Here is a 13,234-nt window from a genome sequence, read left to right on the forward strand (position 1 = left end):
TTACGGGTTCGCGTATTCGTAACAAGGAATTCACCAGCGCTTCGCCGGTCCAGGTGCTGTCGAGTGCTGAAGCAGAGTTGCGTGGTCAGCCGGATGTCGCCCAGACCATCCTGCAATCCACCTTGGCTCTGTCGTCATTCCAGTTGAATGACCAGCTTACGGGCTTCGTAACTGCAGGTGGTGGCGGTACCCAATCGGTGGCACTGCGTGGCGCTGGTCCGCAACGTACCCTGACCATCCTGAACGGCCGTCGTGCGGGCCCGTCGGGTACCCGTGGTCAAGTTCAGGCTTTCGACCTCGGCGTGATCCCGGGTTCGATGGTTGAACGTACAGAAATCCTGAAGGACGGTGCATCGTCCATCTACGGTTCGGACGCTGTGGCTGGTGTTATCAACATCATCACCCGTACCGATCTGGATGGTGCGCGTATGAACGCATTCTATGCTGCGCCATTTGATGGTGGCGGCGAGCAGGTGCGTCTGGATGGCGCAATCGGTCGTGTCTTCGATCGTGGCTACGCAAACCTCAGCCTCGAGTACTTCGAATCCAAGGCGCAGCTGCGTAAAGACCGCGATTATACCAGCTGTACAACGGATTACACCTTCGATCCGCGTACTGGCGAGCGTCAGGACTACATCGATCCGAAGACCGGCGAGTACAAGTGCTACAATATTAACAGCAACTATGTGGCCCTGCTGGGTACGCCTATGAGCCTTGTGCGGACACAGCCGGGGTATCAATATCCGACTGCAGCAGAGGGTAATAACTCTGCGTTTGCCGGTTGGGCCCGCTTCAACCGCGCAGGCTATCCGGATACCTTCCTGTATACGCCCTCGGATAACGACTACTACCAAAACTCAACAGTCGTGTCTCCGCAAGAGCGCTATTCGGCATACTTCACCGGCGGTTATAAGCTGACGGAAAATGTCGAAGTTTACGGCGAGCTCCTCTACAACAAGCGCAAATCGAGCCAGATTGGCGTAGGACAGGTGTTCCCGAGCTTCGCACAGCTCAGCACCCTTTATGGCGCTGATAACGCTGTCGCTGCCACGAACCCGAACAACCCGTTCGGTCAGCGTATCCAGCCGGTCGGCATCTATGAATCGAGCTCGTTCCAGGACATTGACTATTATCGCGGTATCCTGGGCCTGAAGGGCAACATGGGTAAGTGGGACTGGGACGTTTACGGCCAGTACACGCTGTCGGACGCCGTTTATAACAATGGCCCGCGTATCTATCTGGATCGTCTGCTTGCTGTATCGAGCCCAGGTGTTGCCTGTGAGCAAAATCCTGCTGGCGGCAATGTCTCGAACTTCAACTGCTCGGACCTTCCGAACGGTTTGGCGTGGACAGATGAACGTGTTCTGACGGGCAATTTCACAGACGCAGAGCGTAACTTCCTCTTCTTTGACGAGGATCACACCACGCGTTACGATCACGCCTATGTTGAAGCTGTGATCTCGACGCCGGAATTGTTCAACCTGCCGGCTGGCCCGGTTGGTGCGGCCTTCGGCGCTCAAATTCGCCAAGAAAAACTGGATGATTTGCCGGGGCTTCAGGCGCGCAGCCGTAACGTGGCTCTGTACTCGACGGCGGGCCAAACCAAGGGCGACGACACGGTCAAAGAGGTGTTCGCAGAATTCGATCTGCCGCTTCTGCGTGACATGCCGCTCGCTCAAAACCTGAGCCTGAACGTGTCGGGTCGCTATTCGGATTACGATTCGTATGGCGACAGCCTGACCTACAAGGCCGGTGTAAACTGGCAGATGACGCCGTCGGTTCGTCTGCGTTCCAGCTACGGCACATCGTTCCGCGCTCCGGCTCTGTATGAACAGTTCCTCGGTGCTCAGGTCGGTTATCAAGGCCAGTCTGCGGCGGACCCGTGCTACGATTACACCGAAGCCAACTCCATTGATCCTAAGATCTTGGCCGGTTGTATTCTGGACAACGCCTCGATCACCACGGGTGGTTCGAGTGTTGCCGTTGCGACTGTTGGTGGTCGTGACCTGCTCGAAGCCGAAACGGCTGAAAGCTTCAGCGTCGGCCTGATCCTGCAGCCGCAGTTTGCCGGTGTTTCGGGCCTGAATATCGCCATCGATTATTGGGAGTTCAAGATCGAGGATGCTGTGTCCCGTCTGGGAGCTAACGCTATCATCGAGCGTTGCTATGAGCAGTCGTCTGTAGGGGCTCTGGATTCGGGTTATTGCAAGCTGTATGAGCGTGTTCGTAATCCTGGTGCCAGTGATGACGGCAAACTTGCCAGCGTCAACGATGCCTATGTCAACGTAGCCGAGCAAAACTATCGCGGTATTGATGTTTCGCTGAACTGGGCCTTTGACTTCTTGAATCTGGGTCGCCTGACCATCTCGTCGCAAAATAGCTACAAGATGGAAGACAGTGAAACCTTCGAAGGTGTGACTACTGAGTATCTGGGTAACAGCTTCAACTATAATGGTCCGCGTTATACCGGCCAGTTGGCATTCAACCTGGACCGCGGTAACTGGGGCTACTACTACGGCATCACCTTCATCGGCCGTTCTTCGGACGTAGATAAGAATGGTGGCGATATCTTCTCTAACTCGAAGTATGCGAACCTGCCAGCAGGCATTAACTCGACGAACTGTGACCTGCCTAACTCGTATTGCTCGCGTTATGTGCTGCGTACCCCGCTACACGACACGCATTCGGCTTCTGTCCGCTATCGTGGTGATGGCTGGAATATGACCGTCGGTATGCAGAACATCTGGGACAAGGCTCCGCCGATGGTGGGCGCTGGCATGTTCCGCACGGGTAATGCTGCACTGAACGGTTACGATATGCGCGGTCGTCGTATGTCGATCAGCTTCGGCAAAACTTTCTGATCCGATTAAAATCAGAAAACTTGGGGCGGCAGTGCAAACTGCCGCCCCTATTTATTTGAAATAAAGATATCAGCGAGGCTCTTGAGCCCTAGAAAGTCGGGCCTGGTAGCGAGCAGAAGGGCCCGGAGGGCGCGCATTTAAATCAACCTTAGGTGCAAAAACATGCACTCGGAGGGCTTTCTTGTGATCCGACTCATATATAGATCGGTAATAGTCCGTTAACGATGTCGGGTGTTTTATTAACCCGCTCATAACCAATGCGATTCGGCGGGGGTTGTGTTGGGTTTAATGGGCAGGGTCGGAAGGTCGGAAAACAATGTCACTCTCGCTGGTTAAGCCGCAAGCCACAGAACTGAAGCCGCGTATCGTCGTGTTCGGCGTCGGTGGTGCAGGTGGTAACGCTGTCAACAACATGATCGACTCGGGGCTGGAAGGCGTCGAATTCGTTTGTGCCAACACAGATGCCCAGCATCTGAGCTTTGCGAAGACCGACCGCCGTATCCAGTTGGGTGACACCATTACCCAGGGTCTGGGCGCTGGCGCCCATCCCGAGGTTGGCATGAATGCCGCCGAGGAATCGGCCGACGAAATCCACGCGCACCTCGAAGGCGCGCACATGGTGTTCATCACTGCCGGTATGGGCGGTGGTACGGGTACCGGTGCCGCTCCGGTCATTGCCAAATGCGCGCGTGATCGCGGCATCCTGACCGTTGGCGTTGTGACCAAGCCCTTCACCTTCGAAGGCCGCCACCGCATGCGTCTGGCCGATGCGGGCATCGCCGAGCTGCAACGCTATGTCGACACCCTGATCGTTATTCCGAACCAGAACCTTTTCCGCGTCGCCAACGAACGCACCACCTTTGCCGACGCCTTCCAGATGGCGGACCAGGTGCTGCACTCGGGCGTGCGCTCGATCACCGACCTGATGATCCTGCCGGGTCTGATCAACCTCGACTTTGCCGACGTCCGCGCTGTGATGAGCGAAATGGGCAAGGCCATGATGGGCACTGGCGAAGCCACGGGCGACGACCGCGCCCTGCTGGCCGCACAGAACGCCATTGCCAACCCGCTGTTGGATGAAACCAGCCTGCAAGGTGCCAAGGCCGTTCTGGTCAACATCACCGGCGGCATGGACATGACCCTGCTGGAAGTGGACGAGGCTGCCAACGCTATCGCTGCTGAAGTCGACGGGGATGCCAACATCATCTTCGGTGCCGCGTTCGATCCGGCTCTTGAAGGCAAGATCCGCGTCTCGGTGGTTGCCACCGGCATGGACGAAGCTTCCATTCAGCAGATCGAGCCGGTTGCTTCGACCCTGAACCGTCGCCAGCCGGAACAACCGGCTGCTCCGGCACCGCGTAACGAAGTCCGCATCGAGCCTCTGGCTGCACAGCCGGCACCGCAACCGGAGCCGCAAGTGGCCCGCGCGCCCGAGCCGGTTATCCACGACGCGCCGCGTAATCTGGAGCCGATCGTCGATCCTTGGGTCGAAGAGTTCGAAACCAGCCACCGTGGTGTTGCCGCCCAGCAGGAGCAGGGCGACCTGTATGCCGAGCGTGAACCGCGTCGTCCCGAGGCCAAGCCGCAACGCGAAGAGCCTCAGGAAGAATATTACGAAGACTCGCACCGCCGCAGTGGCTGGTCGCTGTTTGGTCGCCGTCGCGCCCAACCGCAGCAGCCGACCTATTCGCCGCCGCCGTCTTCGAACAACCGCACGACCCAGCAACTGCGCCAGACCCAGTCGGTCCAGCCGCAGGTTCAGGATCACCAGCGCGGTTATGCCGATGATGACGATCTGGAAATCCCGTCCTTCCTTCGTCGCCTGGCCAACTGATCCAAGCGGTCAAACAAGATTAAAGCCTCGCAGAAATGCGGGGCTTTTTTCATGTCCGGATGCGACGCAATGGATCGGACCTATTGTTGCAAGCTGTCGTGATTTCGAAACAATCCGAAACTGGACTTTCATTTCTTGATGGCACCGCTTTGGTTAAATGCCATCTTCCAGCGTTGTCCGTTCGCGGCACGCGTAGTGATGAGTCCAAGCGTGACGGTCTTTAACGACCCCTTCGAGCATACAATCATCGCCCCTGCCATTTGTGCGGGTGTCGGCGTCCATACCGGTCGTCGCGTGCGTTTGATGGTGCGTCCTGCGGCTGCAGGGCAGGGGATCGTGTTTGTCCGCACGGACATCAAGGATCGTGACAACCGTATCCCCGTCTCGGGCGAGGCTGTTGTCGATGCGCGCCTGAACACCATGATCGCCAATGCTGCCGATGTGCGTCTGTCGACTATCGAGCACCTGATGGCGGCGCTGTCGGCGCTGGGCATTTCCAATGCCGTGATCGAGGTGGATGGTCCAGAGCTGCCGATCCTCGATGGTTCGGCTCTGCCGTTCGTGCAATTGTTGGATCGTGCTGGTTTCCGTCGTCAGGAACAGCCGCGCCAGTTCATCGAGATTCTGGAACCGATCCGCGTCGAAGAGGGGGACAAGCACGCCACCCTGCTGCCGTGCGAGCGTTTCGAAATGCGTTTCGAGATTGATTTCGATACGGCTGTGATCGGCAATCAGGTGGTGGATTTCGTGGTCAACGAAGACACCTTCCGCAACGAGATCATGTCGGCCCGCACCTTTGGTTTCGCCCATGAGGTCGAGGCCCTGCGTCAGGCTGGTCTGGCGCGTGGCGGATCGCTGGAAAATGCTGTCGTGATCGACGGCGAGGAAATCCTCAATCCGGGTGGCCTGCGCATGGAACGCGAATTTGTGCGCCATAAGGCACTGGACGCCATTGGCGACCTGTATGTGCTGGGTGCGCCTCTGATGGGCCGCTACGAAGGCTATAAGGCCGGTCACCAGTTGAACAACAAGCTGGTTCGCGCTCTGCTGGCCAATCCCAAGGCATGGCGTGTCACCACCAAGGTGCCGCAGATGGCGATGGCAGGCTAAGTCCCCTGTTCTACCAGATTTGAAAAGGCCCGCCGGTGTGAAACCGGCGGGCCTTTTTGTCAGGTCAGGCTGATGGCCCCGATCAGGCGTCCAAAGTCCGGTTCGCCCTTCAGGAAGGCGCGGCGGTTTGAGTAGAACAGGGCCTCGTCTGTGCGGGTGTCGTGGCCTGTCCATGCGGCATCGGCCACCCCCGCCTGTTCCAGACGCCACAGCACAAAGCCGGGCAGGTCGAACTGGCGTTTGTCGGGGCTGGTGCCTTCGGCAAAGAAACGCTCGCTACCGGCGGCCTCAAGCGCAAAGCGGGCCTGATAGTCGGCACCGACTTCATAGGAGGCTTGCGAGATGCAGGGGCCGACCACGGCACTGATGCGGCGCGGGTCTGCGCCCAATACGCTCATGGCTTCGACGGTGGCGGCTATGATGCCGCCAAGGGCACCTTTCCAGCCCGCATGGGCGGTGGCGACGATACCGGCCTGCGCATCCGCAAACAGGATGGGGGCGCAGTCGGCGGTCAGTACCGTGGCCACAGGACCGCGCACCTTGGTGACGACGGCATCGCCTTGGGGGCGTTCGCCCTTCCAGCCGTCATCGGCCACCACGGCAATGGCCGAGTGGACCTGATAGCAGCCGCACAGATCGTCACTGCTGCGGCCAAACCATTCGGCGACGCGGCGGCGGTTCTCGAACACCTTGGCCGGATCATCCTTGGAGCCGACACCGCAGTTCAGGCCTTCATATAGGCCTTCGGAGACACCGCCTTCACGGGTGAAGAAGCCGTGTTTGATACCGGACTTGTCGAGCAGGGGATGGGTGATGGGGGTCATGCTTCAAATCCCGGAACGGTCAGGCTACGCGGCGAGAAGATAGCCGCAGCTTTAAACAGTTCGCCCATCTGGTCGTGGCTGGTCAGGCGCTCGAACTGGCGACGGATGATGCCTTCGGCCTCTGGACGGGCGCGGGCGAGGCTGGCGGCGCGGTGCTCGATGCCCAGACGGCCCAGAAGCTGGCCTTGAGTGATGCAGCCGGTGACGTCGGCACCGCTACGCACGGCGGCTTCTTGTACCAGCGGGAAGTCGGCCCATTGCGTCAGGTCCGCTTCGCCCGGTTCGTCCAAGGGGCCAACCTTGGTGTGGCGCTTGAGGGCTTGCAGGGTATCGCCCGCCTCGGGCTTGGCACGGCCATAGTCGATCAGCAGGGCGGCCCCCGAGGCTTGCGCGATCAGGGTCGCGACATCGCGGGCAAAACCGGCCTGTTGTTCGGATATCTCCAGAACCTGTCCAATCTCGATATCCATGTCCGGCGTCTCAAAGCCGTCATTGATGGCGGTCAGGCCAAAGATCAGCTCGTTGGCGTCGTTCACGCCGATGCGGCGCTCGGCCCAACCGCCTTCGGTGCGCACGAACTGACGGGCGGGCAGGCAGTCCAGAACCTCGTTGGCGATCAGGATGACAGGGGCGTCGGTTTCGACCTGATTGAGACTGCGCACCCAGCGGGGTGACAGGTCGTGATCGGCCAGATGCTTTTCCTGCTCGCGGCGCAGGGGCTGGCTGGGCTCGATCAGGATCAGCTCGGCCGCTTCTAGGAAGGCGGGGGCCAGACGGGCGGCGCGAAGAGCGTCGCTCATCAAGGTGCCGTCACCGGGGCCGACCTCGACCAGACGCACCTTTTCAGGTGCGCCCAGACGTTGCCATGTCTCGACAGCCCACAGGCCGATCAGTTCGCCGAACATCTGGCTGACCATCGGGGCGGTGATGAAGTCGCCGCGCTCCCCTAGCGCCGGACGGGTGGCGTAATAGCCCCCCTTGGGGTCATGCAGGCAGCGCGTCACATAATCGGCAACGGTCATAGGGCCGGTCAGGAGGATTTCCCTGACCAGTCTGTCTTTCAAGCTGTCACTCATGGCTTGGTCCTAAGCCCTTTAGTCCTGAAGTGCGGGACGCTTGAGCGCCCGCACAATCAGATAGATACCGGCCAGTGCCATCGGGATAGACAGGATCATCCCCATGGTCAGACCGAACGGCAGGTTGGACAGATGGGCGTCCGGCTGGCGTACATTTTCCAGCGCGGCACGCGACAGGCCATATCCTGTAAGGAAAAGGCCGATGACCAGACCCGGCCGCTTGAGCGCACCGAACGACCAGATGGCCACACCCATGATGATCAGCAGCAACAGACCTTCGAGGCCCGCTTCATAAAGCTGGCTGGGGTGACGCGGCACATCGCCTGCGGGGCAATAGCCATAGGTTTCGAGGATCTTGTCGTTACAGAAACGGATCGCCCACGGCACCGTCGTCTCGCGGCCCCACAGTTCGCCATTGATAAAGTTGGCAAGGCGGCCAAACAAAAGGCCGATCGGGGCCACAGGCGCAATCACATCGCCGAGGCTTAAGGGGTTAATACCCTTCTTCCACGCAAATATGATGGCCGCGACCACCACGCCGAGGAAGCCGCCGTGGAAGCTCATACCGCCGGTCCACATTTGCAGAAGTTCAAGCCGCTCGCCGATGGAACTGCCGGTGAAAATCTGGGTGAACAGTTGCGGTTGATAGAAGAGGGCATAGCCGAGGCGACCGCCAAGGATCACGCCCAGAACCAGCCAGAACACCAGATCATCCAGTTGCGGTCCTGTGATCGGTGCCTTGCCCCCTGCCCACAGGCGCGGGGTTTTGACCAGCTTGGCGGCATACCACCAGCCCAGCACGATGCCGGCAATATAGGCCAGCGCGTACCAGCGGATCGGTAGGGGGCCGAGATGGATCAGGACCGGATCGAATTCGGGGAAGGGCAAAGGGGTTGGCTCCTGCTGGATCTGGATGACCTCTATAGCAAGCCAAAGAATACACGTCGCCCGTGCGTGGCGGCAAGCGCGTCAAACGATCGCTGTGGGCTGTGAATGGTTTGAAATTCTAAGCTTTCAGCAGGTTTTCTGCAAAACTTCGAAATTTGTCATTCGGCTTGTGCAAAGCAGCGAAGCAGCAGATTGAAAGGTTTCGTTCACCAAATCGGGTGAGCTTTTGTTAACCCGACCGGATGGGAGGCCTAGATGCAAACCCGTAATCCAATCCTCGATGAAATCGCCAAGATGACAACAGGCGCTATGGGTCTGGCCCAGGCGGCTGGCGAAGAGGCGAAAACCGCATGGCGCGCACAGGCTGATCGCCTTGTTGCCGAGATGGATCTGGTCCGTCGCGACGAGTTCGATGTCCTGAAAGCCGAAATTTCCGCCTTGCGTGCCGAAATCGCGGCTCTGAAGGGCGAGAATAACAACCCGTCCACAGAGTCGTAAGATTCGCTCTGTTGAGCCGAATCTCAGAACACGCCTACCGTTGCCTTGGCGGTGCAGTTGAGTCGCCCAAGTATGAGAAGTTGAAGCCCTGATGGATGCTGCTAGACCCGACGAGGTCGAACTGCCTTTTGATCCGCTGGATGTGGTTGAACACGTTCTTGTTGCGGAGAACCTGCCGTTCGATCGTACGGATGAAGGCGATCTGGCTTTTGCTTTGGCAGGTAGCTGGAAAGACTACGAGTTGTGGTTTGCATGGCGCCCCGAGGGCGACTGTCTGCAACTGTGCCTCGCACTGGACCTGCGTGTCGCCAAGACCCGTCGCGCCGCAGCTTATGAGCTGGCCTCGATGATCAACCAGCGCACATGGCTGGGCCATTTCGAGATCTGGCCTGACGAGGGCGAGATCGTTTTTCGCCACGCACTGGCCCTGCCGCATGGCGAGCGTCCGACGCTGGCACAGGCGGCTTCCATGATCGATGCAGCCGTCGAGGCTGCCGATCGTTATTATCCGGCATTCGACTTTATGGCCCGTGGCTCCAAGAAGCCGCAGGAAGCCATCGATGCCTGTCTGTTTGAAACCGTGGGTAACGCATAAAATGTCCGGTACAGTTGTTCTTCAAGGGGTTGGTCGTCTGGGTTCGGCTATCCTTGAAGGGTGGCTGTTGACGGGTGCGGTTGACCCCAAAGACCTGATTATCCTGACCCCCAGCGAAAAGCCGGTGGCCGAAAAGGCCCGCGCGCTGGGCGCACGGATCAATCCGCCGCTGGAAGCTTTGGCCGATGCCAAGGCGTTTGTGATTGGCGTAAAGCCTGCCAAATGGGCGCAGGCCAGCCAGCCGGTTCTGGCGCACCTGAACAAGGACTGCGTGATCGTCTCGGTCATGGCGGGCGTACCGGAACACACCATCTCGCAAGGCTTTGAAGGCCGTGCCGTTGTGCGTGTCATGCCGACGACCGGCGTGGCGCAGGGGCAGGGCGTGGCCAGCCTGTGGTCTTCGGATCAGGCTGCTCTGGATACGGGGCTGGCCCTGTTTGCGCCGATGGCCGAGACGGCGGTTCTGACCTCTGAGGACCTGATGCATGCGGCCACGGCAGTTTCGGGCTGTGGTCCGGCCTATTTCTTTGCCTTTACGCGTGCGCTGGCACAGGCGGGCGTCGCCGAGGGCTTGCCGGAAGACGTCGCCGTGAAGCTGGCCCGCGCGACCTTGCGTTCGGCAGCGGCCGGTGTGGTGGGCGACGAGGCCCTTGATACGCTGATCGACCGTGTGGCTTCGCCGGGCGGTGTGACGCAGGCTGGCCTTGTGGTGTTGAACGAAAACGGCGCCCTCGACCGTCCGGTCAAAGGCGCCGTAAAGGCTGCAGTCGATAAATCAACCGAGCTTAGCGGGTAACAAAGCGCCCCTCGGCCAGATTGCGGGCCAGCCGGCTATAGGCGCGGTTGGCGTCTGTCCAGATGGCTGCACCCACGGCATCGCGAATGTCGGTGCTATAGTATTTGAACTTCACGTCCTGTTTGGTGCCATCGGCCAGCGTGACGTCGCCTTCAACGGCGGCACCGCCAACGGACAGGCTGCGCATGCTGTCCAGACCCGGACGGTCGGTCAGTTGCTGCATGGTCGGGCGGTTCGGTTTCAGGTCGGTGATGACCAGATTGATGACGGCACCGTCCAGCGCATCGCTGTTGTTGAGGGTGCGCTCGACCTGACGGGTCAGATCGGCAACCTGCTCGTTGACATCACGCTCGCCCAGCTTGGCGGCATCGGCTGCGAAGTCCGGGCTGATCGAAACATTGATGGCCGCAGGCTGGGCCAGTGCGGCAGTGGCTGTCACAAGCGACAGAGCGGAAGCCATCAGTGTCATTTTAGCGAAAGAACGCATGAGAACACTCCTTTTGTCCAGGCCCCCCTGGAACACTGTAAACATGGGGTAAAATCGCCAGCTTCGCTAGAGGGGCCAAGCGTAAATATTAAGCCAGCAGCCGCAATCATTCCTTGCCGGAGGGCAGGCGGATACTGGCTTTGAGGCCACCCATATCGCTGCGCCCCAAGCTGATGTCGCCGCCATGACCGCGCGCGACATCGCGGGCAATGGCCATGCCGAGGCCCACACCCTTGCGGTTCTGGCTGCGTGACGGGTCCAGACGCGAGAAGGGGCGGAAGGCTTCTTCGTGCATGTCGTCGGGAATACCCGGACCGTCATCCTCGATAATGATCTCTACGCCCCCTGACGGCAGGTCGCGGGCCGAGAGGCGCACCTTCTCGCCGTGGCTGGCCGCATTACCCGCCAGATTGTTCAAGGCTCGACGGAAGGCCATCGGGCGCAGCGCTATGCTGAGATCATCAGGGGCGATGACCTCGACCTCGGCACCGGCACGACGGGCGTCCTCGGCCGCTTTTTCGAGGACGTCGCGGACATTGACGTTCTGGGTCGGCTCTCCCGCCTCGCCACGGGCAAAGGCCAGATACTCGTCAATCATATGCTCCATCTCGTCCATGTCCTGACGCATGGACTCGGCGCGTTTGAACGGCGGGGCCAGAGCCAGTTCCAGACGAAGGCGGGTCAGAGGCGTGCGCAGGTCATGGCTGACCGAGGCCAGCATGGCGGTACGTTGGTCGATATGGCGCTGGATACGCTCGCGCATATCAAGGAAGGCCTGTGCGGCGGCGCGCACCTCGCGGGCCCCGTTGGGCTTGAAGCGCGGGACGGCCTCGCCACGGCCAAAGGCCTCGGCAGCGGCGGCCAGACGCTCGATGGAGCGTACCTGATTGCGGATAAAGATAACGGCGACGGCCAGCAGCAGGGCGGTGGCGATCATCAGCCACAGCACAAAGATATGCGCCTGTGTGGCCACGGCCCGCTCACGCGGGGCGATGATGCGCAGGACGCCGTCCGGTTCCTGAACGCGAATATCGACATAGGCCGGATAGCGGGTGGTATCGTACCAGAAGTCCTGCTCCAGCCGCGATCCCAAGGCCTTTTCCAGCGTGCGGTCCACGACGCCGAGGGCACCACGCGGGTTTTCCTCGGGCAGGGTCCGGCCTTCCTGGAAGGCGATAGACAGGCGCATATTGCGCTGGGCACGGTCCATAATGACGGACAGATTTTCAGGCGAGGGATCGTCGCGATAGGACTCAGCGGCCCATGCCACATCGCCCGCCAGACCTTCGGACAGGCGCGAGGTTACAGTCTGCCAGTGGGCATCGAAGAAGACGAAGGTGACTGCGCCCTGCATGATCAGCACCGGTATGATGATAATCAGCAGCGACCGCCCCCATAGGGAAGTCGGCAGACGGCGCTTCATCCATCGCGCCCAGACATTGAACGGCGTCAGCCGCATGGGACCCAGCTCCGCCGGTTAATCGGGGGCCAGCATATAGCCGATCCCGCGCACGGTTTGCAGATAGCGCGGATTCTTGGGGTCCACTTCCAGTTTGCGGCGCAGGCGCGTGACCTGAACATCCACGGCTCGGCCGGTGATGTCGGCCGTATCGGGCGACAGGGCCATGCGCTCGACGGGGGCGTGAGCACTGATGGCCAGGGTCTTGAGCAGTTGCGCCTCGGCCTCGGTCAGGCGCTGGGGCTGGCCATTTACGGTCAGTTCCAGACGTTCCATGTTGAAGACCGCCGGACCCATGTGGATTTCCTTGGCCGTCAGCGGCTTGCCGCCGGTGCGGCGCAGGATGGCCTCGATGCGCAGGGCCAGTTCGCGCGGATCGAACGGCTTGGACATATAGTCGTCGGCACCGCGCGACAGACCTTCGATGCGATCGTTCGGATCGCCCTTTGCCGTCAGCAGCAGGACTGGCGTTTTCGACAGGGCCGCTTGCGAGCGAATCCATGTGGTCAGGTCAAAGCCGCTTTCGCCGGGCATCATCACGTCCAGCACGATCAGGTCGAACTCGATCAGCTCGACCAGACGGCGGGCGGCACCCGCATGGGCGGCACCGGTTACGCGATAGCCTTCGCGCGCCAGAAACTCCTTGAGCAACTCGCGGATGCGGTCGTCGTCATCGACAACCAGCAGATGGCGTCCGGTGCCGGGGGCGGCGACAGGACCGGACCGGCTGTTGCTGCGATAGTCATTTTGGCTCAACGGGGGGCTCCGGAAGAAAACTCGTGGTTTGCAGCGTTGACGTAAGGCGT

At 60.2% G+C, this 13,234-nt stretch carries 12 protein-coding genes; 6 read left to right on the forward strand and 6 right to left on the reverse strand.

Features of this window, described 5'->3' with window-relative positions; genetic code table 11:
* From RSB01_RS06920 to lpxC, 3 genes are all read left to right on the forward strand, one after another.
* Positions 1–2,861 (forward strand): TonB-dependent receptor (locus RSB01_RS06920; protein WP_332625222.1); only part of this gene is annotated, 2,861 nt, incomplete at its 5' end.
* Positions 2,862–3,177: 316 nt separating this feature from the next.
* Positions 3,178–4,695 (forward strand): cell division protein FtsZ, encoded by a 1,518-nt coding sequence (gene ftsZ / locus RSB01_RS06925; RefSeq protein WP_332625223.1) that lies wholly within the window; start codon positions 3,178–3,180, stop codon positions 4,693–4,695.
* 198 nt (positions 4,696–4,893) lie between these two features.
* Entirely contained in the window at positions 4,894–5,805 is a 912-nt protein-coding gene (gene lpxC, locus RSB01_RS06930) for a UDP-3-O-acyl-N-acetylglucosamine deacetylase (protein WP_332625229.1), read from the forward strand.
* 59 nt (positions 5,806–5,864) lie between these two features.
* Here lpxC and pgeF read toward each other — a convergent pair whose 3' ends face one another.
* Genes pgeF through lgt form a run of 3 tightly spaced genes read right to left on the reverse strand, consistent with a single transcriptional unit; the run spans position 5,865 to position 8,593 of the window.
* Positions 5,865–6,629 carry a peptidoglycan editing factor PgeF gene (gene pgeF, locus RSB01_RS06935; RefSeq protein WP_332590128.1) on the reverse strand — a complete coding sequence of 255 codons (765 nt, stop codon included), beginning with the start codon at positions 6,627–6,629 and terminating at the stop codon, positions 5,865–5,867.
* Positions 6,626–7,705, reverse strand: coding sequence for an SAM-dependent methyltransferase (locus RSB01_RS06940; RefSeq protein WP_332590129.1), 1,080 nt, complete (start codon positions 7,703–7,705; stop codon positions 6,626–6,628). The genes pgeF and RSB01_RS06940 overlap by 4 nt, the downstream gene beginning before the upstream one ends.
* An 18-nt stretch (positions 7,706–7,723) precedes the next feature.
* Complete coding sequence (gene lgt / locus RSB01_RS06945) at positions 7,724–8,593, reverse strand: prolipoprotein diacylglyceryl transferase (protein ID WP_332590130.1); 870 nt, start codon at positions 8,591–8,593, stop codon at positions 7,724–7,726.
* A 255-nt stretch (positions 8,594–8,848) separates the two neighbouring features.
* Between lgt and RSB01_RS06950 the strand changes: the two genes are divergently transcribed.
* The 3 genes from RSB01_RS06950 to RSB01_RS06960 all read left to right on the forward strand — a co-directional run bounded on the left by RSB01_RS06950 (position 8,849) and on the right by RSB01_RS06960 (position 10,482).
* Positions 8,849–9,091, forward strand: coding sequence for an accessory factor UbiK family protein (locus tag RSB01_RS06950; RefSeq protein ID WP_332590131.1), 243 nt, complete (start codon positions 8,849–8,851; stop codon positions 9,089–9,091).
* A gap of 91 nt (positions 9,092–9,182) precedes the next feature.
* Positions 9,183–9,686 (forward strand): YbjN domain-containing protein, encoded by a 504-nt coding sequence (locus RSB01_RS06955; RefSeq protein ID WP_332590132.1) that lies wholly within the window; start codon positions 9,183–9,185, stop codon positions 9,684–9,686.
* Position 9,687: 1 nt separating this feature from the next.
* Entirely contained in the window at positions 9,688–10,482 is a 795-nt protein-coding gene (locus RSB01_RS06960) for a pyrroline-5-carboxylate reductase dimerization domain-containing protein (RefSeq protein WP_332590133.1), read from the forward strand.
* Here RSB01_RS06960 and RSB01_RS06965 read toward each other — a convergent pair.
* The 3 genes from RSB01_RS06965 to RSB01_RS06975 form a co-directional block, all read right to left on the reverse strand.
* Positions 10,472–10,969, reverse strand: a complete 498-nt coding sequence (locus RSB01_RS06965; RefSeq protein WP_332590134.1) for a hypothetical protein — start codon at positions 10,967–10,969, stop codon at positions 10,472–10,474. The two genes, RSB01_RS06960 and RSB01_RS06965, sit on opposite strands and share 11 nt — an antisense overlap.
* 106 nt (positions 10,970–11,075) lie before the next feature.
* Positions 11,076–12,428 (reverse strand): ATP-binding protein, encoded by a 1,353-nt coding sequence (locus tag RSB01_RS06970; protein WP_332590135.1) that lies wholly within the window; start codon positions 12,426–12,428, stop codon positions 11,076–11,078.
* Between the two features lie 18 nt (positions 12,429–12,446).
* Positions 12,447–13,184 carry a response regulator transcription factor gene (locus tag RSB01_RS06975; protein ID WP_332619399.1) on the reverse strand — a complete coding sequence of 246 codons (738 nt, stop codon included), beginning with the start codon at positions 13,182–13,184 and terminating at the stop codon, positions 12,447–12,449.
* Positions 13,185–13,234 lie beyond the last annotated feature (50 nt).

The sequence above is a fragment of the Brevundimonas sp. genome (assembly GCF_036659295.1).
Taxonomy (GTDB): Bacteria; Pseudomonadota; Alphaproteobacteria; order Caulobacterales; family Caulobacteraceae; genus Brevundimonas.